Origin of the sequence: Geodermatophilus sp. CPCC 206100, from assembly GCF_048569675.1 — a bacterium.
Lineage (GTDB): Bacteria > Actinomycetota > Actinomycetes > Mycobacteriales > Geodermatophilaceae > Geodermatophilus.
Genome location: NZ_JAQISV010000067.1, coordinates 1 through 20537, shown reverse-complemented (window position 1 = coordinate 20537; position 20537 = coordinate 1). Strand labels below are relative to the sequence as shown.

Here is a 20537-nt window from a genome sequence, read left to right as displayed (position 1 = left end):
TCGACCCGTGGAGTACGACCGCCGGGTCGACCACCCCCTCGATCGCGAGCCCGCCACCGGCCGTCGCCGAACCGCCCGGCCCGCCGAGGCGCGCGCCGCCGGCCGGCGGCAGCCCGAGCCCGAGCGGGGCAGCCGGCTGCGCGGGTGGGCCGCCGTCGCGGCGGTCCTCGTGGTGACCTTCGCCGGCGCCGCCGCGGACCTCTACCTCGGTGCCGGCCTGGGCCTGCCCACGCTGGTCGCGCTGACCGGCTCGAGCGCGCTGGCCGCCCTGCTGGTCCGCCGCCGCGACCTGGTGAGCACCGTGGTCGCCCCGCCGCTGGTGTTCATCGTCGCCGGCACCGCCGCCACCGCGGTGCTCTCGACGTTCACCCTGACCGCCGTGGCGGCGATGGTGATCCGCGGCTTCCCGGCCATGGCGATCGCCACCGGCGTCGCCCTGACCTTCGCGATCATCCGCTGGGCCGCCCGCCGCTGAGCGGCGCGGGGATCACTCCCCCGGTGCTGCGGCCCCGCCGGTCGCCGCGATGTGCTTCGCCGTGTCGGCGTAGTGCCGCAGGCGGGTCACCCGCCCGGCGTCGTCGAAGGTCCACAGGTGCAGTTCCTCGTCCTCGAGCCGCCCCCCGCCCGGGGTGCGGAACGACGCGCTGACCTCGGCGACGACCTGGCGGCCCGTGCCGATGAGGTCGAGGACCTCGAACCGTTCCACGGTCCAGCCGCGCAGCAGCTCGAAGAAGCCCGCCACGTCCTCCGGCCCGCGGCGCGGAGCCAGGTGCGCCACGCCCGCGCGCTGGGCGTGGTTGTCCGCCCAGTCCTCCCACCGCACGTCGTCGGCGAGCGCGGCGAGGATCGTCGGGACGTCCCCCCGCCCGAACGCCTCGTACAGGCGGGCCACCGTGGCGGCGTTGTCGGTCGTGACGGGAGTCGAGTCGGTGCCGGCCGTGCTGCTCATGGCGGTCCCCTCCGGGCGTGCGACGACGCGTGCGGGCATCGTGACGCCGCCGGGAGGGGACGGCGAGGGTCGGAGGACCCGCCGGACCCAGCGGGCGCTCAGGCGGGGTCGGCCGCCGGCTCCGTGCGGCGGACCCGCAGCTCGTGCGGGAGGGCGAACACCAGCCGCTCCTCGGCGGCCTTCACCGTCTCGACGTCGGGGTAGCCGCGCTCGGCCAGCCAGTCGAGCACCTCGCTGACGAGCACCTCGGGCACGGAGGCGCCGCTGGTGACGCCGACGGTGCCGACGCCCTCGAGCCACGCCGGGTCGATCTCCGCGGCGTAGTCGACCAGGTGCGCGGCGCGGGCGCCGGTCTCCAGCGCCACCTCGACCAGGCGCACGGAGTTCGACGAGTTGGTCGAGCCCACGACCAGGACCAGGTCGCAGTCGCCGGCCATCTGCTTGACCGCCTGCTGCCGGTTCTGCGTGGCGTAGCAGATGTCGTCGCTGGGCGGGGACTGCAGCCCGGGGAAACGGCTCTTGAGCCGGTCGACGGTCGCGAGGGTCTCGTCGACCGACAGCGTGGTCTGCGACAGCCAGACGACCTTCTCCGGGTCGCGCACCTGCACCCGGTCGACGTCCTCGGCGCCGTCCACCAACTGGATGTGCGCCGGCGCCTCACCGGAGGTGCCCTCGACCTCCTCGTGTCCGCGGTGGCCGATGAGCAGGATGTCGTAGTCGTCCTTGGCGAACCGCTTGGCCTCCTGGTGCACCTTGCTCACCAGCGGGCAGGTCGCGTCGATGGTCTTCAGCTGCCGGTTCGCCGCCTCCTCGTGCACCGCCGGGGAGACACCGTGGGCGCTGAAGACGACGACGGAGCCCGCGGGCACCTCGTCGGTCTCCTCGACGAACACCGCCCCGCGCCGCTCCAGGGTGGCCACGACGTGCTTGTTGTGGACGATCTGCTTCCGGACGTACACCGGGGCGCCGTGGATCTCGAGGGCCCGCTCGACGGCGACCACCGCCCGGTCGACGCCGGCGCAGTAGCCCCGGGGGTCGGCCAGCAGGACGCGTCCGCGCTGATCAGCCATGGCCCCATGGTAGAGAAGGAGCCCGCACCCCCCGGTGTTCGCGCGGTCACACCGGGACCCGGCCGGCGGTCGCGGCCCGGCAACGAGACGTCCGCCACGTCCGGGTGGAGCGGAGCCGGACGAGGGTGTCGCGGGCCGGGTTTCGGGGCAGGGTGGGCGCATGTCGCGTGAGATCCCCCAGGCCGTCCGTGCCGTGGCCGGACTGGCCGCCACCGTCCTCGACGAGGCCCGCCGCTTGCCGCGGACGCTGCCGGGGCTGCCGGTCCGGGTGATCGGCCTGGCCATGCAGGCCACGATGAAGCTCCAGCAGCACTACACCGGCCTGGTGGCCCGCGGGGACGAGGTCTTCACCGGCCTGCGCGGCGCGGACGAGCCCGGGCTGGCCACCTTCGACGAGGACGAGCCGGCCCCCGCGCCGGTCACCGCCAACGGCAACGGCGTCCGCACCTCCGCCTTCGACCGCGCGGCCGCCGACGTCCCGGACGAGGAGCTCGCCGAGGAGGTCGCCTCGCTGATCGACGACGAGGTGTCCGGGCTGCCCCCCGAGCCGGCCCCGGAGGAGGTCGTCGAGGCGCTGCAGGACATCACCGACGAGGTGCAGGCCGCCGACCTGCACCTCGGCGAGCCGGGCCTGACGACCGAGGACGCCCTGGAGACCGCCCTGCTGGAGGCCGACGGCGCACCCGACAGCGCGCTGGCCGACGGCGGCACCGCCGACGCCGGACTGGTCGACGTCGAGGACCTCGCCGAGGCGTCGGTGCCCAGCGACCCGGGCGGCTCCCCGGTCGGCGAGGCGGCCGGCGCGCCCGACGTCGCCCCCAGCGAGGGGCCGGCGATCGACGTCGCGCCGGGTGAGGACGTCTCCGCCGACGTCGCCACCGAGGTCGACGTCCTGACCCCGGACGGCGGGATCGCGACGGTCGAGGGCACGGTGACCGACGAGGGCGTCGCCGCGCCGGAGACGGGCGACGCCGCGGCGGCTCCCGCACCCGACACGACGGTGACCGACGCGACGGCTCCCGCGTCCGACGCGACGGTGACCGACGCGCAGGCGCGGGTCGACGAGGCCGCCGGCAGCGAGGCCGGTGCCGACGAGAGCCGGCCCGGCGCGGAGACCGCGGCTGCGGCGGTCGGCGACGGCGCCGAGGCGACCGGCCGGGGCGACGAGGTCGTCACCGCCGAGGGCGCCCGGGTCGACGACGCGCTCGGCGGCGGCGACGACGCCCCGGCTCCCGCCGCCGGCGGGGCACCGGCCACGGACACCGCGGTGGCCACCGACGAGGGCGGCACCCCCGTGGCGGAGGCCACCGGCGACGAAGCCGGCAGCTCGGACGACGGTGCGACCGGCGGGCTCTCCATCGAGGGCTACGACGACTTCACCCTCGCCCAGCTGCGCGGCCGGCTCCGCGGCTACCAGCTGGTGACCGTGCAGGAGCTGCTCGCCTACGAGCAGGCGAACAGGGCCCGCCCGCAGTTCGTCACGATGCTGCGCAACCGCCTGGAGAAGCTCGAGCAGCAGGCGGTCGAGAGCAGCCCCCTGGCTCCTCGCGGAGCCTGATCGAGGGCCCCGTCCGGGTGTCGGCGCCGTTTGACACCCTCGGGGCATGACCGCCCCCTCCACCCCCGAAGCCCCCTGGCCGGTCCGCACGGTGGCCCGCAAGGTCGCCGAGTGGATCGGCCGGCTCGGTGAGGTGTGGGTGGAGGGGCAGGTCGCCCAGATCTCCCGGCGCGGTGCCGCGACCGTCTTCCTCACCCTGCGCGACCCGGCCGCCGACCTCTCGGTACCGGTGACCTGCGCCCGGGACGTCGCCGACCGGCCCGGGCTGGAGCTGACCGAGGGCGCCCGGGTCATCGTGCGGGCCCGGCCGGACTACTACATCGCGCGCGGCTCCTTCGCGCTCCGGGCGACCGAGATCCGCGCCGTCGGGCTCGGCGAGCTGCTGGCCCGCATCGAGCGGATCCGCCGGCTGCTGGCTGCCGAGGGGCTGTTCGACGCCGCCCGCAAGCGGCCGCTGCCGTTCGCGCCGGCCGTCGTCGGGGTGGTCACCGGCCGGGACAGCGCCGCCGAGCGGGACGTGCTGGTCACCGCCCGCCGCCGGTGGCCGGCCGTGCGCTTCGCCGTCCACCACAGCCTGGTGCAGGGGGCCAGCGCCGCCGCGTCGGTCATCGACGGTCTGCGCCGGCTGGACGCCGACCCGGAGGTGGAGGTCATCGTCGTCGCCCGCGGCGGCGGCTCGGTCGAGGACCTGCTGCCGTTCTCCGACGAGGGCCTGGTGCGGGCGATCGCGGCCTGCCGGACGCCGGTCGTCACCGCCGTCGGCCACGAGACCGACACCACGCTGGTCGACCACGCCGCCGACGTCCGGGCCGCCACACCGACCGACGCCGCGCACCGGGTGGTCCCGGAGATCGGTGAGCAGCGCCGGCTGGTGGACATGTTGCGCGCCCGCGCCCGCCACCTGCTGGTCTCCCGGCTCGACCAGCAGGACCGCTGGCTGGAGAGCGTCCGCAGCCGGCCGGTGCTGGCCTCCCCCGACCGGCTGCTGCACGGCCGCGAGGAGGACCTGCAGCAGCTGCGCACCCGGGCCCGGCGCACCGTCACCCACCGGCTGGAGGGCGCCGAGCGCGACCTCGAGCACGCCCGCGCCCGGGTGGCGGCGCTGTCCCCCGCCGCGACACTCGAACGCGGCTACGCCGTCGTCCAGCGGGCCGACGGGGCGCTCGTGCGGGACCCCGCCGCGGTGGCCGACGGCGAGCGGCTGTCGGTGCGGGTGGCGGGGGGCCGACTGGCCGTGCGGGTCGACAGGGAGGATGTGCAGCCGTGAGCGAGTCGCCCAACGAGCCGACGACCACCTACGAGCAGGCCCGGGAGGAGCTGGCGGACGTCGTCCGGCGGCTGGAGGCCGGCGGGCTGACGCTGGAGGAGTCCCTCACGCTCTGGGAGCGGGGCGAGCAACTGGCCGAGCTGTGCCAGCACTGGCTGGACCGGGCCCGCGAGCGCCTGGCGGCCGCGACTCCCGCCGAGGGCGACCAGCGCGGCTGAGCGGCGGGCTCAGCCGCTGACCGGCGCCACCGCGGCCGCGACCCGCTCCAGCTCGTCGTCGGCCGCCGAGCCGGTCACGAGCACGGTCACGCCGTCGGCCGCCTGCCACAGGGCGGTCTCCCCGCGCTCGGTCGTCCCGCGCGTCCACGTCGCGCCGCCGAGGTCGACGCTGTCCTGCTCCTCCGCGCCGCCGAGGACGTCGGTGACCGCGCCGGCGCGGGCGTCGTCGCTCACCACGAAGCCGGCGTACTCGTCGGACGGCGTCAGGTACCCGACCTCGAGCGTGACCGGGTCGCCGGCCTCCGCGTCGCCGGCATCGGTGCGGGCGCTGGTGGGCCGGTACCCCTCGGGCAGGCCCGCGGGCGCGACCACCGGGTAGGACGCGCGGGCGGCGGCCAGCGAGACGGTGGTGCCCGGGTCGACCGTGCGGACCGGGTCGACCCCCGACTGCCGGAAGGCCACCCAGCCGGCGATCAGCAGGACGATGACGACCAGCGGCGCCAGGGACCGGATCATGTTGCCCGCGCTCATGCGGTTGGCCCGCTGCACCGCGGGGGACGGCGCGGGGCGGTCTTCCGTCGGGCGCTCGCTCGTCGGGCCGTGTGCGGTCATTCCCCTAGGATCGCAGCACCGCGCCAGCGCCCTGTCGCCATGCGTCCGTGGCCCCGTCCCGGGCCCCACCCTGAGCTCGCGAAGGGTGGGAAGGACGGGGTCCTCTCCCAGGAGGTCCTGTGTCCCTGCCCCTCCCCGATGGCCCTCCCCCCGTGGGGAGCACGTTCCTCTCCGACCGTCCCGCACCCGACCGCAACCTCGCGCTGGAGCTGGTCCGGGTGACCGAGGCGGCGGCGATGGCGGCCGGGCGGTGGGTCGGCCGCGGCGACAAGAACGGCGGGGACGGCGCCGCGGTCGACGCGATGCGCGCGCTCATCGGCACCGTGCGCATGAACGGCGTCGTCGTCATCGGCGAGGGCGAGAAGGACGAGGCGCCGATGCTCTACAACGGGGAGCAGGTCGGCGACGGCAACGGCCCCGAGTGCGACGTCGCGGTCGACCCGATCGACGGCACCACGTTGATGGCCAAGGGCATGCCGAACGCGATCGCCGTCATGGCGGTCGCCGACCGCGGAGCCATGTACGACCCCTCCGCGGTCTTCTACATGGAGAAGCTCGCCACCGGGCCCGCGGCGGCCGACGTGGTCGACATCACCGTCCCGGTCGCCGAGAACATCCGCCGGGTGGCGAAGGCCAAGCACTGCTCGGTCGGCGACGTCACCGTCTGCATCCTCGACCGGCCCCGGCACGAGCAGCTCGTGCAGGAGGTCCGCGAGGCCGGCGCCCGCATCAAGTTCATCACCGACGGCGACGTCGCCGGCGCGATCGCCGCCGCCCGCGAGGGCACCGGCGTGGACCTGCTGCTCGGCATCGGCGGCACCCCGGAGGGCATCATCGCCGCCTGCGCGCTCAAGTGCATGGGCGGCGCCCTGCAGGGCCGGCTGTGGCCCAAGGACGACGAGGAGCGGCAGAAGGCGATCGACGCCGGTCACGACCTCGACCGGGTGCTGGGCATCGACGACCTGGTGCGCGGGGACGTCTTCTTCGTCGCCACCGGGATCACCGACGGCGAACTGCTGCGCGGCGTCCAGTACCGAGCCGGCGGCTGCACCACCCAGTCGCTGGTGATGCGGTCGCGCTCGGGCACGATCCGCTCGATCGAGAGCCTGCACTCCCTGCAGAAGCTCCGGGCCTACTCCGCGGTGCCCTTCGACCGGTCCAGCTAGGAGCTCAGCCCAGGGTCTTCGGGGGCGGCGGAGGGAGCGGGGGTGCCGGCGGGGGCGGGGGAACCGGCGGCGGCACGTGCCGCTGGGCCAGCCGGTCCATGATCGCGCGCCAGCGGCTGGGCGACTCCCCCGGCGCCAGGCTGCGCAGCCGGAGGTCGCCGAACACGGTGCGCGCCCGGACCACGACCCGGGGCGTGCCCGCCACCCGCGGCACGGGCGCCAGCTGGGTCTTCTTGTCGCCGAAGACCGTCCAGCCCTGCAGCTCGGCGTCGACCCCCTCGGCCACGATCACGTCGATGTCCCCGAACACCGCCCCGAGCACCAGCTCGACCCGGTCCGCGTCGGTGCGCAGGTTGCGCAGGTCGAGCCGGACGTCGCCGAAGGTGGTCGACACCTGGCGCGGGACGTCCGCCGTCCCCTCGACCTTGACGTCCCCGAAGACCGAGGTCATCGACTCGGGCACCCGGGTGCCGACGATCTCCACCGGCGGCGGGGCGTCGGCGGGCAGGTCGGCGACGAGCCCGTCGAGGTCGTCCCGGGTGACGGCGGCGTAGGCGCCCTCCGCCCGGTCGCCGAACTCGGACAGGTCGATCCGGCCCTCGGCGAGTGCCTTCTGCAGCCGGCTCACGACGGCCTCGCGGTCGGCGTCCGAGGCGCGCACGGCAGACGGGCGGGCGGGGTCGGCGTCGCTGCTCACGGGGCCCGACCGTAGCCGAGCGCGCGGGCCTCCGGAACGACTCCGACCCGGTCGCCGCGGCGGCCGGTCGGAGGGCGCTCGCAGCGGCGTCAGCCCGGGAAGGACTCCGTGCACAGCCGGCCGGTGGCGACCGGCTGGCGCCCCGCACACGAGTCGGCGAACTCGGCGTAGCTCTCCAGCGCGTCGTCGGAGAAGGAGGCCAGGAACAGCAGGTCGCAGGACTGCATGGTCCCGTCGAAGCACTGCTGCGCCAGCCCGTTCAGGTCGGCGTCGTCGCCGAGCCCCGTGGGCTGCTGGGTCGGTGCGGGGATGTCGCCGGCCGGCGGCGGTGCGTCGGAGGTCGTCCCGGTCGGCGCCGAGGACGACGGGGAGGACGAGCTCGACGAGGACGACGACGACGAGGACCGGGGCGCCGACGACGCGGACGAGGACGACGGGGAGGCGGACGTCGGGGTCGGGTCCGACGTCGCCGCGGTGTCGTCGTCCCCGCCTCGGAGCAGGAAGAACAGCCCGACGGCCACCGCGGCCAGGACGACCACGCCGGCGACGACGAGGGCGATCACCCGGTTGCCGTTGCCACCACTCCGGCCGGGCCCGCCGGGGCCGCCGTACCCCGGACCGCCGGGGCCCCCCGGACCGCCGTAGCCGGGCTGGCCGGGAGCGCCGTAGCCGGGCTGGCCGTAGGGCTGCTGGCCGTACGGCGGCTGGCCGTAGGGCGGCTGGCCGTACGGCGTTTGCCCGTAGGACGGTTGCTGCCCGAACTGCCGGGTCGGGTCGTAGCCGGGCTGGCCGTACGGCTGCTGGCCGTACGGGGGCTGCTGCCCGTAGGGCGGCTGCTGCTGGCCGTAGGGCGACTGCTGCCCGTACGGGGGTTGCTGCTGGCCGTAGGGCGGCTGCTGCCCGAACTGCGGCTGGTCGAACTGGCGGGTGTCCTGCCGCTCCCCGGGTGGGGGCGGCGGCGGGACCTGGCCGGGCCGGATCTGCTGCGTGCCGCTGCCCGGGGACCCGAACTCCTGCGTCACGTCGTCCGGCTGCCCCAGCTGCTGGGTCGGGTCGTCGGCGGCCGGGTCCTCCCGCCGGCCCTGGGGTCCGGGCCGCTCGTCCGAGGGGTCCTGGCCGCCCTGCGGCGGGTACGGCGGCTGCGACATGGCGGGGAGCTCCTCGGGTCCGGGGAAGGACGGTCGGCATGCTAGGTGTCACTCGGTGTCACGGCCAGTGCCCCGCCCGAGGCGCGCGGCCCGGCAGCGACTCCTGGTCGAGCTGGTCGCAGGCGTCCATGGTCCCGGGGAAGCAGTCCTGCGCATAGGAGTCCAGCGCCGGACCGAGGCCGAGGACGCCGTCCCGTCCCACGGTGGGGCGGCAGCCCCCCGGTGGCCGCGTGCCACGTCGGAGTCGTCGGAACCGCGACCTGCCGCGGCCTCTAGGGTCCTGGGTCGGAGCACTGTCACCTCACACACCGGGAGCACAGCGTGGCCCCACAGCAGGACGGCGCCGGGCAGGACGGCACCGACTTCCGCATCGAGCACGACTCCATGGGCGAGGTGCGGGTCCCCGCCTGGGCGAAGTGGCGGGCGCAGACGCAGCGCGCCGTCGAGAACTTCCCGATCTCGGGCACGCCCATCGAGCGGGAGCTCATCGGCGCGCTCGCCGCCATCAAGGGCGCGGCCGCGGCCGTCAACGCCTCGCTCGGGGTGCTCCCGCAGGAGGTCGCCGACGCAGTGGGCACCGCCGCCGCCGCGGTCGCCCGCGGCGAGTGGGACGACCACTTCCCCATCGACGTCTTCCAGACCGGCTCCGGGACGTCGAGCAACATGAACACCAACGAGGTCATCGCCACGCTGGCCACCGAGGCCCTCGGCAGCGCGGTGCATCCCAACGACCACGTCAACGCCTCGCAGTCGTCCAACGACGTCTTCCCCTCGGCCATCCACGTCGCCGCGACCGGCGCGATCGTCCGGGACCTGATCCCGGCGCTCCAGCACCTGGAGGCCTCGCTCTCCCGCAAGGCCGACGAGTTCGCCGAGGTGGTCAAGAGCGGCCGCACCCACCTCATGGACGCCACCCCGGTCACCCTCGGCCAGGAGTTCGGCGGCTACGCCGCGGCGGTGCGCTACGGCATCGAGCGGCTGGAGTCCTCGCTGCCGCGGATCGGCGAGCTGCCCCTCGGCGGCACCGCCGTCGGCACCGGCATCAACACCCCGCCCGGGTTCGCCGCGGCCATCATCGAACGGCTCGCCGGTGAGCTGGACCTGCCGCTGACCGAGGCCCGCAACCACTTCGAGGCGCAGAGCTCGCGGGACGCCCTCGTGGAGGCGTCGGGCCAGCTGAAGACCATCGCCGTCGGCCTGGTGAAGATCGCCAACGACCTGCGCTGGATGGGCTCGGGCCCCCGGACCGGCCTGGGCGAGATCTTCCTGCCCGACCTGCAGCCGGGCAGCTCGATCATGCCGGGCAAGGTCAACCCGGTGATCCCGGAGGCGACGATCCAGGTGGCCGCGCAGGTGATCGGCAACGACGCCGCGGTCACCTTCGCCGGCACCACCGGCAACTTCGAGCTGAACGTGACGCTGCCGCTGATGGCGCGCAACGTGCTCGAGTCCATCCGGCTGCTGGCCAACGTGAGCCGCATCCTGGCCGACCGGACCGTCGACGGCACCACCGCCAACGTCGAGCGCTGCCGCGAGCTGGCCGAGTCCTCGCCGTCGATCGTGACGCCGCTGAACAAGTACATCGGCTACGAGGAGGCGGCGAAGGTCGCCAAGCAGTCGCTGGCCGAGCAGAAGACGATCCGGCAGGTCGTCGTCGAGCGCGGGTACGTGGCGCAGGGGAAGCTCACCGAGGCCCAGCTCGACGAGGCGCTCGACGTCCTCTCGATGACCCACCCGTGACGCGGCGGGGAGCCGGCGGCCCGCCCGCCGCCGGCTCCCCGCGCGACACGCTCGGACGACCGCCACCTCCCCTGATCTGACGCAGCGTCGGGTCACCATGACGCTGCGACACGTCGGGGCGCCGTCCCGAGCCCTCCCGGCGGTCGCCGCGGAACCCGATCGGGTCGCCGCCCCGCCGCCGAGGTGCCCTCCCCTGGCCCCGGTCGCGCGGAACCGAGCCAGTGGAGGCAGGCCATGGAGATCCCGGCGAGCGCCCGTACCCAGGTCGAGACGAACCGGGAGCGGTACGACGCCCTGGTGGACCTCGTGCGGGCCCACGCCCGGCGCGGGGACGTCGAGCGCGTGCTCACGACCGCCACCGTGGCCGCCCACTCCGCCTGGATCGCCCCCACCGGCCGGCTCACCGACCCGGAGCTCGAGCGGCTCGTGCGCGACGCCGTCGGCGGCGGCCCGGGCGCGGTCCAGCTGGACCCCGACCGGGAGGACGGTCGTGTGCTGCACGTCCTCACCGAGACCTACGCGACCGGCGGGCACACCCGGCTGGCCCGGCGGTGGATCGAGCAGGACAGCACCCGGCAGTCGGACGTGGTACTGACCATGCAGGGCCACGAGACGCCCGGGGACCTCCGGGAGGCGGTGACCGCCTCCGGGGGCCGGGTGTACGACCTGCAGGGCGCGTTCCCGGCCTTCACCCGCCGGGTGGCGGCGCTGCGGCGGCTCATGGACCGGGCCGACCTCGTCGTCCTGCACGTGCACCCGTACGACACGGTGGCGCTCGCCGCCGCCGCGCTCCCCGGTCCGCGGCCGCCGATCATCGTCGAGGACCACGCCGACCACACCTACTGGCTCGGCCTGGGCAGCGCGGACGTGGTCGCCAACCTGCGGACGGCGGCGGCGACCACCTGCCGCGAGCGGCGCGGCATCCGCCCCGAGCGGCTGGCGCTGCTGCCGCTGCCGATCGACGCGCCCACCGGCTCCTCGACCCGCAAGAGCGTGCGCAAGCAGCTCGGCCTGCGCCCGAGGCAGGTCGCCGCCCTGACCGTCGCCACCTGGTACAAGCTCGAACCGCTGTGGGGCGACGGGTTCGACGGCCTGCTCCGCCGGGCCCTGACCGACTGCCCGGACCTGGTGGTCGTGCTCGTCGGTGTGTCGGCGGAGGGCCTCTGGAGCGCGCTGCAGGCGCAGTTCCCCGGGCGGGTCCACGCGCTGGGCTACCTGGCCGACCCGGGCGCCCTGCACGCCGGCGTCGACGTCTACCTGAACTCCTACCCGGTCTCCAGCGGCACCTCGGTCCTCGAGGCCGGCGCGGCCGGCCTGCCGGTGCTGAGCCTGCACGACCACGAGCACTACGGCGACGTCTACCAGGCCAACTCCCCCGGCCTGGCGCACACGGGGCACGGCGCCGCGTCCGTCGACGAGTACCTCGCCGCCCTGCGCCGGCTGGTCGACGACCCCGAGCACCGCCGCGAGCGCGGGGACGCCGCCCGCCGGGAGGTCCTCGGCACCCACACCGGCCCGGAGTGGGCGGCGGCGCTGGAGCGGCTGTACGCGCGGGCCCGGGCGGCCGAGGTGGCGGACCTGGACGAGTACGCGGCGCTGGAGCCCGACGTGGACTACGCGGCGTCGCTGGTCCCGCTGACGATGCGCGGGAAGGGCACGCCCGACGCGGTGTCCCTCTGCGGCCCGCTGGGCGACCGGATGGACCAGCGGATGCAGTTCGACCTCTACCTGGCGACGCACGAGCGCCGCGGCCGCCGGCTGTCGGTGCGGGTGAGCCGGGGGTGGGAGGACTCCCCGGCGTGGGTGATGCGGCTCGCCGAGCTGGCCAAGCGCCACCCCCAGCTGTCGGTCAGCCTCCCCTTCGTGGCCGGGGACGACGTCCACGGCTCGCGCAGCCTCGCCGCCCTGGAACCCGTGCTCGCCGCCAACGGGGACACCCCGGCCGACTGCGGCGACCTCAGCCTGGACGTGCGCGCTCCCCGGCCCGACGGCCCGTCGGTGACCGGCGAGCTGGCGCTGCAGTCGGACTCCCTCGACTCGCTGGAGCTCCTGCTCACCTCGCCCTGCTGGGACGGGGTCGACGTGGCGGCGCTGGCCGGTCCCTGACGGCGCGCCGTCAGTCCAGGCGCGCCCCGAACACCTTCCGGGCCGAGGGGCGCGCACCCACCGCGCGCTTGAAGTCGGCCAGCCCGGCGTTGAGCGTGCCGTCGGCGTTGCGGGACGGGCCGAGGTCCACCAGCCGGGCGCCGCGCCGCGCCGCGTCCGCGAGGACCAGCGCGGCGAGCAGGTCCATCGGCGAGTGGTCCCGCCCGCGGTCGGCGTCGGCCCAGTGCACCACCTGGTCGACGTCGTCGAGGACCCGGTAGACCACCGCCGCGGCGGCCGGTTCGCCGTCCAGCCGCAGCAGCTGCAGCCGGATCCGGCCGGGGAAGGCCGCCCGTGCCCGCTCCAGGTAGTCGCGCGGCAGCGGCGGCGGTCGGCCGTGGGCCGCCCGGTTGGCGGCGAGGATGCCGTGCAGGACGGTGAGGTCCTCGCCGCCGGTGACCTCGACGAGCTCGTGCCGGCGGCGGCGGGCGGTGCGGACGTACCGGCGCTTGCGGTCGCGGAACAGGGTGGTGGGGTCCGTCCCCGGCGGCAGCGCGGACAGGTCGACGTGCTGGTTGAGGTCGCACGCCGTGACCGCGAGACCGCCGTGCAGGTAGGCGAACTCGAGCAGGGGCTCGGCGGCGGAGTAGACCGGGGGCCGGGCGCGCAGCTGCAGCTCCCGGACGCCGTCGGCCCGCAACGCGGCCAGGGCGCCGGACACCAGGCCGAGCACGTCCTCGACCGGCGGGTCGTCCCGGACGAGGTCCGGCCCGCCGAAGGGGGCGCTGGCGCCGGAGACGAGGACGCCGTCGGTCACCACGCCGGTCAGGACGCCGACCAGCCGGCCCGCCCGGCGGTGCTCGTACCGCCAGCGCGCGGCCGCGGGAACGCCGTTGAGGTCGGCGAAGCGCGGGTCGCCGTAGAGCAGCCCCCCGCCCAGCAGCGGCTCGCCGTCCTCCGCCGTCACCGCCGGCGCCCGCCCGCCGCCGGGCTCAGCGGGCCCGCCGGGCGCGGACGGCGATGTTCGCGCCGAGGTCGGCCGGCAGCTCGTCGCCGAGGTCGTTGAGCGCCTGGACCAGCTGGGGCGAGAAGTCGAGCATCATCGCGTTGGGCAGCGGCTTGAACAGCATGCCCTTGCGCTCGAACGGCTCGAAGCCGGCGGCCCGGAGGTCCGCCTCGAGCGAGTCCAGGTCGTAGACGCGCTGGTGTCCGACGAGGTGGTCGCGCGGGCTCAGCGTGTCCAGCTCCGGCTGGAGGCCCATGAGGACGGCCAGCCGGCGGTGCAGGGAACGGCGGTTGGGCACGACGACGACCAGCTCGCCGTCCGGGACCAGCCAGGTGCGCAGGTGCGCGGCCAGCGCGACGGGGTCGTCGACGTGCTCGAGCACGTGCAAAGCCATCAGCTTGTCGCACGGCTCGTCGGGCACGAACTCCTCGAACAGCGCCTCGGCGACCTCGACGGTCGGGTGCTGCGCCCGTACCCGCGCCGCCAGACTGGGCGCTCCCTCGACCACCACGTACCGGCGCGGCAGGGACGCCAGCCGGGACAGCGTCACGCCCTCCCCGACACCGAGCTCGACGACGACGTCGTCCGGGGACACCAGCCCGGCCAGCCAGTCGCAGCAGTGCTCCTGCAGCGCGTCCTCGATGAACTTGTCCGGGACGTCGTCGTTGAGGTGGTACGAGTGCGCGATGCGCTCGAGCTCGTGGGTGCGGGCGTTCATCGCGAGTCCTCCGGGAGGGTTCCGGCACGGTTCGGCCGGCGGGTTGCGGTCGCCGGCCGTTCGATCGGCGGGGACCCGAGGGCGAGGCCGTGCGGGTCCCGGCGTGCCGGCCCGACCCTAACGCGGCGCGGCCGGGCGCCCGGGGACGTGGCGGGACGTCCTCCCCAGCGGCCGCAGCAGTCCCACTGGCTACCGTCGCAGGCGGCGCGCGCCCGGCGTGCCGGCCCCTCAGGAGGAGAGTCCGCGACCGTGGCCGTGCCCTTCAACGAGACCGCGCGGGAGTACCGCGACCTGCAGTCCGAGCTCGAGGCGGCGGTGCTCGGCGTCCTGCGCGGGGGCCACTACGTGCACGGGGCCGAGCACGCCGCGTTCGAGCGCGAGCTGGCGGACTTCCTCGGCGCCGGGCACGTGGTCGGGGTCGGCAACGGCACCGACGCCCTGGAGATCGGCCTGCGCGCGGTGGGCACCACCGCCGGCCGCGAGGTGGTGACGGCGGGCAACGCCGGCGGGTACGCCGCCGCCGCGGCGCGCGCGATCGGCGCCCGGGTCGTGGTCGCCGACGTCGACCCCGACTCGCTGCTCCTCGATCCGCACAGCGCCGCCGCGGCGTGCACCGACCGCACGGCCGCGGTCGTCGTCACCCACCTGTACGGGCGCGCCGCGGACGTCGCCGCGCTGCGTGCCGCGCTGCCTCCGGGGACACCGGTGGTCGAGGACTGCGCGCAGGCCATCGGCGCGGAGGTGCCGGAGGGGCGGTGCGGCACGCTGGGCGACGTCGGGACCTTCAGCTTCTACCCGACGAAGAACCTCGGGGCGCTGGGCGACGGCGGGGCGGTCAGCTGCCGGTCGGCCGACGTCGCGTCGGCCGTCCGCGAGCTGCGCCAGTACGGCTGGTCGGAGCGCTACGTCGTCGGCCGGCCCGGCGGCCGCAACTCCCGGCTGGACGAGGTGCAGGCCGCGGCCCTGCGCGTGAAGCTCCGGCGGGTGGCCGGCTGGAACGCCCGCCGCCGGGAGATCGGAGCCGCCTACGCCGCGGCCGCCGAGGGGACCGGTCTCCGCCTGCCCGCGCCGGCCGGCGGAGACGTGGGGCACCTCGCGGTGGGACGGCACCCGCGCCGCGACGAGCTGGCGCGGCGCCTGGCCGAGCTGGGGGTCGCCACCGCCGTCCACTACCCCGTCGCCGACCACCGGCAGCCGGCGCTGGACGCGGCGCCCGGCCCGACCGGTGCCGCCGAGGCGGAGCGGTCGTGCGCCGAGGTGATCAGCCTGCCCTGCTTCGCCTACCTGACCGACGCCGAGGTCGAGCAGGTCTGCGACGCCGTCCGCCGGTCGGCCTGAGCGTCCGCGGTCAGCCCAGCCGGGCGGCCACGGCCAGCCCCTGGACCACCTGGTCGTTCATCGAGGTCGCGCCGGCGGCCAGGAGCGCGCCCGTGAGCAGCGCCTGCGGGCAGGCGCCGGCCAGCGCGTCGGAGGCGGCGTCGTCCTCGGCGAGGGACGCCGCGGTGGGCACCGGGACCGCGCCCCGGGCGGTGAGGGTCCGCAGCACGCGCACGGGCGCTCCGGCGTCGTCCCCGGGCAGCTCCAGCAGGCGGGACAGCTCGGTCCCCAGCAGTGCGGCGACGTCCTCCCCCGCCTCGGCGCGGGCGGCCGCGCCCGGACCGGCCTCGACGACGACGCGGTGCCAGCGGGGGTCGCGGCCGGCCAGGGCGTCCTGGTCGGTCACCCGGTAGGTCAGCCAGTCGGGGTCGACGACCGACAGGCAGCCGACCGGCGCGCGGGCGGCGTCCGCGCGCACCAGGGTGGCCACCGCGACGACGGTCGCACCCGGGGGCCGCTCGCGCGGTGGGAGGCCCAGCAGGTCCTGCAGCCGCTCGTGCGCGAGGCCCAGCACCGGCCGGTCGGTGGACCAGTGGCCGCCGGCCCGGGTCCGCACGTCCCAGCGCCGGCCCGCGGGCGTGAGCGACTCGACCGGGGCGTCGTCGACGGTCGCGTGCGGTGAGGCGGCCAGGCGCCGCTCCAGCGTCCGGACCACGTCCCCGACGAAGCCGGAGCGGGTCGTCCAGAACGGGTGCTCGGCCAGCCCCGTCGGAGCGCCGGCGCAGGCGGCCGCCAGCGTCTCCGGCCAGTAGAGCGGCAGCCAGCCCGCGCGATGGTAGCGGGCCAGGAGCGTGTCGTACCCGGCGCCGAGCAGCTTGCGGCCGAAGGGCTCGACCAGGCGGCGCTGGATCGCCGGGCCGTGGTTGAGCTCGGCCGCCGCGGCGTACGTCAGCGTGTCGTAGTCCGGCGAGGTGGTCTTGCCCGCGGCGTGCCGGGGGTCGGTCCGGGGCAGCGGCGCGGGGGGCGGCAGGCCCAGGGCCGGGACGACGTCCAGCCGGTCGGCGACGAGGTGGTCGGGGGCACGCCGGCCGCCCACGAGGACCTCCGGGGTCGGCGTCCGCACCAGGTCGGCGTGGGCGTGCAGCCACCGGTCGACGAGCGCGCCGAACCGGGCCCAGTCGTAGCGCACCCGCGGCCGGTAGCCGGCGAGGTCCGGCTCCCCCTCGACCGGGGCGGCGGTCTCCAGCAGCACCATGCCCAGGTCGACGTCGACGCCGTCCGGGGAGAGGCCGCGGAAGTGGCCGCCCGGGGGCCGGCCGTCGGTCAGCAGCACCACCCGGCGCCCCGCCTCGGCCAGCTCCACGGCGGCGACCAGGACGGCGAGGTTGTTGCCGACCAGGACCGCGGCACCCCCCGATCCGCCGTCAGGCACCGACGGGCTCCGCGTCGGCCCACAGCTCCGAGCCCAGGTCGGGGAGGGTGGCGGCCAGCGCGTCGAGGCCATCGAGCAGCCGCGGGGTCAGGAAGCCCTCGTCGACCAGCTGCTGCATCTGCGCGTGCGTGAACGGCTTGACGAAGATGCTGCCCCGCTCGCGGATGCGGAACCCGGCCTCGGTGAGCTCGCGCTCCAGCCCGGCGGCGTCGTAGACCCCGCGCTGCTGCATGGTCCGCTGGGTGTCCGACTCGGTGGCCGGGTCGGGGATCAACCCCATGGCGACCGCGAGCAGCCGGTGCAGCGAGTGCGCGCTCGGGACGTTGACGTGCAGCACGCCGCCGGCGCCGCAGAAGCGCCGGGCCGCGGCGAGCAGCCGCTGCGGATCGGGGACCTCGTGGAGGACGCAGCTGAGGACGACCACGTCGAACGGGCCACCGAGGGCGGGGAGCGTCACGTCCTCGGCGTGCTGCTCGACGACGGTCGTCGCGCCGTGCCCGGCCGCCAAGTGGCGGGCGTTGGCGGCGAACGCCGGAGCGGGTTCGATGACGGCGGTCTCGACACCGGGCAGGTCCAGGAACAGCGGGGCCTCCCCGCAGCCGATCTCCAGCAGCCGACGCGGAGCGTGCGCCCGCACCTGGGCCAGGACCCGGCGGCGGCGGAACCCGGCCTGCAGCGGCTCGAACGGCAGCGCGCGGTACTGCGCCACGTAGTCGACCAGGTCGCGGGGGTGGGTCACCGCCGGTCCTCCTCAGCTCGGGTCCGGACCCCGACGGGACACCCAGGGTAGTCGAGGGGGTACGCGATGCCGCCCCCCTCGGGGCGGGTGCCGATCCCGCGCCGTCCGCCTGCCTCCACCCCGGGCCCGGGTCCATCGTGTTTCCTCTGCGACATGCCAGTCGAGGAGCCGCTGCCCGAGGACGACGGAGAGCGCCGGCAGCACCCGTGGGGCCGCCGCGCGAGCGACCGGGGGTGGCCCCCCGGCGGGGCGGCGCTGGGCTGCCGGATCATCGAGCTGCCCCGCATCAACGACCCCCGGGGCAACCTCACCTTCATCGAGGGCCAGGACCACGTCCCCTTCGACATCCACCGGGTCTTCTACCTGTACGACGTGCCCGGCGGGCAGTGGCGTGGCGGGCACGCCCACCGGGAGCTGGAACAGGTCGTCATCGCCGCCTCCGGCAGCTTCGACATGATCGTCGACGACGGCACCGAGCGGGAGCGCTTCTCCCTCAACCGCTCCTACTACGGGCTCTACGTGCCGCCGATGATCTGGACCGAGCTCGACAACTTCTCCAGCGGCAGCGTGAGCCTGGTGCTGGCCTCCCGGAAGTACGACGAGGCCGACTACTACCGCGACTACGACGAGTTCCGGCGGGCCAGCGGCGCGCCGGCGGCTCCCGGCGAGCCGGTGTCCTGACCATGGGTCACGCACCCGGTGACCAACGGTGACGAGGTGACCCCGTCGCGGCCCCGTCGACGGGGTCGGCACGCGTCGTTCACCTGAGCTGAGTAGCGTCCCCACCTGATGAGCGAGACAGCGAGCGCACCCGCGGCCGGCAACGCCGACGTGTCCCTGCGCTACTCCGGTGGAGAACTGCCCCTGCGCGTGGTCCCGGCCACCGAGGGGTCCGACGGCCTCGACACGAGCAAGCTCCTGGCCACGACCGGCCAGGTGGCCCTCGACATCGGCTTCGTGAACACCGCGTCGTGCACCTCGGCGATCACCTACATCGACGGTGACGCCGGGATCCTGCGCTACCGCGGTTACCCGATCGACCAGCTCGCCGGGAAGGCCAGCTTCCTCGAGGTCAGCTACCTGCTGATCTACGGGGAGCTGCCCACCGCCGACCAGCTGGCCGGGTTCGACTCCCGCCTGCGGCGGCACACGCTGGTCCACGAGGACCTCAAGCAGTTCTTCAAGGGCTTCCCCCGCGACGCGCACCCGATGCCGGTGCTCTCCTCGGCGGTCAGCGCCCTGTCGACCTTCTACCAGGACTCCCTGGACCCCTTCGACGAGCAGCACGTCGAGATCTCCACGCTGCGGCTGCTGGCCAAGCTGCCGACGCTGGCGGCCTACGCGTACAAGAAGTCGGCCGGCCAGCCGTTCCTCTACCCGGACAACTCCCTGGGTCTGGTCGAGAACTTCCTGCGGATGACCTTCGGCTTCCCCGCCGAGCCCTACGAGGTCGACCCCGAGGTGGCCGCCGCGCTGGACATGCTGTTCGTCCTGCACGCCGACCACGAGCAGAACTGCTCGACCTCCACGGTGCGCCTGGTCGGCTCCTCGCACGCCAACCTCTTCGCGTCCGTGTCGGCCGGCATCAACGCGCTGTTCGGCCCGCTGCACGGCGGGGCCAACCAGTCGGTCCTGGAGATGCTCGAGGCCATCCAGCAGGACGGCGGCGACATCCCGTCGTTCGTCAAGCGGGTCAAGAACAAGGAGCCCGGCGTCAAGCTCATGGGCTTCGGGCACCGGGTCTACAAGAACTACGACCCGCGCGCGGCGATCGTGAAGCAGACCGCCGACCGGGTGCTGGACAAGCTCGGCGGCAACAACGAGCTGCTCGACCTGGCCCGGCAGCTGGAGGAGGTCGCGCTGAGCGACGACTACTTCGTCCAGCGCAAGCTCTACCCGAACGTCGACTTCTACACCGGGCTCATCTACCGGGCGATGGGCTTCCCGACGCAGATGTTCACCGTGCTGTTCGCCCTGGGCCGGCTGCCCGGGTGGATCGCCCAGTGGCGCGAGATGATCGCCGACCCCTCCACCAAGATCGGCCGGCCGCGGCAGGTCTACACCGGCGCCACCGAGCGCCAGTTCGTGGAGATCGCCGACCGCTGAGAGCGGACCCCGCTGCCTCTCCGCCGCGGGTCCAGGTCCCGTCGTCCGCCCGGACGACGGGACCTCGGCGTCTGGGGCAGCATGGTCGCCGCGACCAGCGCCGCCACACCGGGAAGGAGTCCCATGGCCTCGTCCGAGGACGACCTGGTCCTCCCGCCGGTGCCCCTGGCCACCGGCCGGGTGGTCCACGTGGACGGCGCCGAGCGCCGGGTCGCCCGCGTCGAGCTCGTCGTCTCCACCGAGGACGGCGGCGAGCTGCGCATCCCCCTCGAGCAGCGTCACGGCGCGTGGTGGGCGCCGCCCCAGGGCCCCTGACCCGTCCACCGATCGGGTGCCCCCCGCAGATCACCCTCCCCCCGAGGGGTGACCTCGTCCCCCGCGCCCCTCCGGGCACCTCCCCCGTCCGTCGATACGACGGCCGAGAGCTCCGCGTCCGTCGCGGAGCCGGCCGCGTAGGACGAGACGACCCGGGGGACCGCAGTGCCTGCACTCCGCACGACGTCCCCCCGGCAGGCCCCCTCCCGCGGCACGGCCCGGCAGGCCCCCTCGCGCGGAGCCCCCCGCCGGGGCGCCCCGTCCGCGGCGGCCCGGCAGGCCGCCCTGATCGCCGCGGCCCGCGAGGCGGCCGCCGCCCGCTCGGCAGCCGGGACGGCGACCGCGACCCGGCCCGCCGCCGCGCGCCCCCCGATGACGCCGCAGGAGGCCGCCG

Annotated in this window: 21 protein-coding genes and 1 pseudogene; 12 read left to right on the top strand and 10 right to left on the bottom strand. The window is 75.6% G+C overall.

What is annotated here, in order from left to right; all coding sequences use genetic code 11:
- Positions 1–475, top strand: a 475-nt coding sequence (locus PGN05_RS23670; RefSeq protein WP_419755033.1) for a DUF6542 domain-containing protein, incomplete at its 5' end; no start/stop codon positions are given.
- Between the two features lie 12 nt (positions 476–487).
- Here PGN05_RS23670 and PGN05_RS23665 read toward each other — a convergent pair.
- Both PGN05_RS23665 and PGN05_RS23660 read right to left on the bottom strand, forming a co-directional pair.
- A complete protein-coding gene (locus PGN05_RS23665; RefSeq protein ID WP_419755032.1) occupies positions 488–949 on the bottom strand; it encodes a nuclear transport factor 2 family protein in 462 nt (153 codons plus the stop codon).
- A gap of 98 nt (positions 950–1047) precedes the next feature.
- Positions 1048–2019 carry a 4-hydroxy-3-methylbut-2-enyl diphosphate reductase gene (locus PGN05_RS23660; protein ID WP_419755031.1) on the bottom strand — a complete coding sequence of 324 codons (972 nt, stop codon included), beginning with the start codon at positions 2017–2019 and terminating at the stop codon, positions 1048–1050.
- A 160-nt stretch (positions 2020–2179) separates the two neighbouring features.
- Between PGN05_RS23660 and PGN05_RS23655 the strand changes: the two genes are divergently transcribed.
- The 3 genes from PGN05_RS23655 to PGN05_RS23645 are packed head-to-tail and all read left to right on the top strand — an operon-like array spanning position 2180 to position 5062.
- Entirely contained in the window at positions 2180–3577 is a 1398-nt protein-coding gene (locus PGN05_RS23655; protein ID WP_419755030.1) for a hypothetical protein, read from the top strand.
- A gap of 46 nt (positions 3578–3623) precedes the next feature.
- Positions 3624–4844, top strand: coding sequence for an exodeoxyribonuclease VII large subunit (gene xseA, locus PGN05_RS23650; protein WP_419755029.1), 1221 nt, complete (start codon positions 3624–3626; stop codon positions 4842–4844).
- Complete coding sequence (locus PGN05_RS23645) at positions 4841–5062, top strand: exodeoxyribonuclease VII small subunit (RefSeq protein ID WP_419755028.1); 222 nt, start codon at positions 4841–4843, stop codon at positions 5060–5062. The genes xseA and PGN05_RS23645 overlap by 4 nt, the downstream gene beginning before the upstream one ends.
- Before the next feature lie 9 nt (positions 5063–5071).
- On the opposite strand, the gene PGN05_RS23640 is transcribed toward PGN05_RS23645, so the two are convergent.
- Entirely contained in the window at positions 5072–5674 is a 603-nt protein-coding gene (locus tag PGN05_RS23640; protein WP_419755027.1) for a DUF4245 domain-containing protein, read from the bottom strand.
- A 152-nt stretch (positions 5675–5826) separates the two neighbouring features.
- Between PGN05_RS23640 and glpX the strand changes: the two genes are divergently transcribed.
- On the top strand, positions 5827–6840 hold the full coding sequence (gene glpX / locus PGN05_RS23635; RefSeq protein ID WP_419755026.1) for a class II fructose-bisphosphatase: 1014 nt from the start codon (positions 5827–5829) through the stop codon (positions 6838–6840).
- A 4-nt stretch (positions 6841–6844) separates the two neighbouring features.
- On the opposite strand, the gene PGN05_RS23630 is transcribed toward glpX, so the two are convergent.
- The 3 genes from PGN05_RS23630 to PGN05_RS23620 form a co-directional block, all read right to left on the bottom strand.
- Entirely contained in the window at positions 6845–7537 is a 693-nt protein-coding gene (locus PGN05_RS23630; protein WP_419755025.1) for a DUF1707 domain-containing protein, read from the bottom strand.
- An 89-nt stretch (positions 7538–7626) separates the two neighbouring features.
- A complete protein-coding gene (locus PGN05_RS23625; protein ID WP_419755024.1) occupies positions 7627–8685 on the bottom strand; it encodes a hypothetical protein in 1059 nt (352 codons plus the stop codon).
- A 58-nt stretch (positions 8686–8743) separates the two neighbouring features.
- The gene (locus PGN05_RS23620) at positions 8744–8887 is read right to left on the bottom strand and encodes a hypothetical protein (RefSeq protein ID WP_419755023.1); all 144 of its coding nucleotides are present in this window, start codon (positions 8885–8887) and stop codon (positions 8744–8746) included.
- 119 nt (positions 8888–9006) lie between these two features.
- On the opposite strand from PGN05_RS23620, the gene PGN05_RS23615 reads away from it, so the two are divergent.
- Together PGN05_RS23615 and PGN05_RS23610 are read left to right on the top strand one after the other, a co-directional pair.
- Entirely contained in the window at positions 9007–10425 is a 1419-nt protein-coding gene (locus PGN05_RS23615) for a class II fumarate hydratase (RefSeq protein WP_419755022.1), read from the top strand.
- Positions 10426–10659: 234 nt separating this feature from the next.
- Positions 10660–12531, top strand: coding sequence for a glycosyltransferase family 4 protein (locus tag PGN05_RS23610; RefSeq protein ID WP_419755021.1), 1872 nt, complete (start codon positions 10660–10662; stop codon positions 12529–12531).
- A gap of 10 nt (positions 12532–12541) precedes the next feature.
- Here the strand turns inward: PGN05_RS23610 and PGN05_RS23605 are convergent, their stop codons facing one another.
- Together PGN05_RS23605 and PGN05_RS23600 are read right to left on the bottom strand one after the other, a co-directional pair.
- Positions 12542–13477 carry a GNAT family N-acetyltransferase gene (locus tag PGN05_RS23605; RefSeq protein ID WP_419755020.1) on the bottom strand — a complete coding sequence of 312 codons (936 nt, stop codon included), beginning with the start codon at positions 13475–13477 and terminating at the stop codon, positions 12542–12544.
- A 25-nt stretch (positions 13478–13502) separates the two neighbouring features.
- The gene (locus tag PGN05_RS23600) at positions 13503–14234 is read right to left on the bottom strand and encodes a methyltransferase domain-containing protein (RefSeq protein WP_419755019.1); all 732 of its coding nucleotides are present in this window, start codon (positions 14232–14234) and stop codon (positions 13503–13505) included.
- 249 nt (positions 14235–14483) lie between these two features.
- Between PGN05_RS23600 and PGN05_RS23595 the strand changes: the two genes are divergently transcribed.
- The gene (locus PGN05_RS23595; protein WP_419755018.1) at positions 14484–15572 is read left to right on the top strand and encodes a DegT/DnrJ/EryC1/StrS family aminotransferase; all 1089 of its coding nucleotides are present in this window, start codon (positions 14484–14486) and stop codon (positions 15570–15572) included.
- A gap of 10 nt (positions 15573–15582) precedes the next feature.
- On the opposite strand, the gene PGN05_RS23590 is transcribed toward PGN05_RS23595, so the two are convergent.
- Both PGN05_RS23590 and PGN05_RS23585 read right to left on the bottom strand, forming a co-directional pair.
- Entirely contained in the window at positions 15583–16983 is a 1401-nt protein-coding gene (locus PGN05_RS23590; RefSeq protein ID WP_419755017.1) for a hypothetical protein, read from the bottom strand.
- Positions 16976–17722, bottom strand: coding sequence for a class I SAM-dependent methyltransferase (locus PGN05_RS23585; protein ID WP_419755016.1), 747 nt, complete (start codon positions 17720–17722; stop codon positions 16976–16978). The genes PGN05_RS23590 and PGN05_RS23585 overlap by 8 nt, the downstream gene beginning before the upstream one ends.
- Before the next feature lie 153 nt (positions 17723–17875).
- Here PGN05_RS23585 and PGN05_RS23580 point away from each other — a divergent pair, with 153 nt between their 5' ends.
- The 4 genes and pseudogenes from PGN05_RS23580 to PGN05_RS23565 form a co-directional block, all read left to right on the top strand.
- The gene (locus PGN05_RS23580; protein WP_419755015.1) at positions 17876–18403 is read left to right on the top strand and encodes a sugar 3,4-ketoisomerase; all 528 of its coding nucleotides are present in this window, start codon (positions 17876–17878) and stop codon (positions 18401–18403) included.
- Positions 18404–18511: 108 nt separating this feature from the next.
- Positions 18512–19828, top strand: coding sequence for a citrate synthase (locus PGN05_RS23575; RefSeq protein ID WP_419755014.1), 1317 nt, complete (start codon positions 18512–18514; stop codon positions 19826–19828).
- Between the two features lie 123 nt (positions 19829–19951).
- Positions 19952–20143, top strand: coding sequence for a hypothetical protein (locus PGN05_RS23570; protein ID WP_419755013.1), 192 nt, complete (start codon positions 19952–19954; stop codon positions 20141–20143).
- A gap of 165 nt (positions 20144–20308) precedes the next feature.
- Positions 20309–20537, top strand: a pseudogene (locus tag PGN05_RS23565) (hypothetical protein); the annotation flags it as partial.

Coding starts and splice junctions, on each gene's coding strand:
- PGN05_RS23665 (WP_419755032.1), bottom strand. CDS start 949: ATGAGCAGCACGGCCGGCACCGACTCGACTCCCGTCACGACCGACAAC.
- PGN05_RS23660 (WP_419755031.1), bottom strand. CDS start 2,019: ATGGCTGATCAGCGCGGACGCGTCCTGCTGGCCGACCCCCGGGGCTAC.
- PGN05_RS23655 (WP_419755030.1), top strand. CDS start 2,180: ATGTCGCGTGAGATCCCCCAGGCCGTCCGTGCCGTGGCCGGACTGGCC.
- xseA (WP_419755029.1), top strand. CDS start 3,624: ATGACCGCCCCCTCCACCCCCGAAGCCCCCTGGCCGGTCCGCACGGTG.
- PGN05_RS23640 (WP_419755027.1), bottom strand. CDS start 5,674: ATGACCGCACACGGCCCGACGAGCGAGCGCCCGACGGAAGACCGCCCC.
- PGN05_RS23625 (WP_419755024.1), bottom strand. CDS start 8,685: ATGTCGCAGCCGCCGTACCCGCCGCAGGGCGGCCAGGACCCCTCGGAC.
- PGN05_RS23610 (WP_419755021.1), top strand. CDS start 10,660: ATGGAGATCCCGGCGAGCGCCCGTACCCAGGTCGAGACGAACCGGGAG.
- PGN05_RS23600 (WP_419755019.1), bottom strand. CDS start 14,234: ATGAACGCCCGCACCCACGAGCTCGAGCGCATCGCGCACTCGTACCAC.
- PGN05_RS23580 (WP_419755015.1), top strand. CDS start 17,876: ATGCCAGTCGAGGAGCCGCTGCCCGAGGACGACGGAGAGCGCCGGCAG.
- PGN05_RS23575 (WP_419755014.1), top strand. CDS start 18,512: ATGAGCGAGACAGCGAGCGCACCCGCGGCCGGCAACGCCGACGTGTCC.
- PGN05_RS23570 (WP_419755013.1), top strand. CDS start 19,952: ATGGCCTCGTCCGAGGACGACCTGGTCCTCCCGCCGGTGCCCCTGGCC.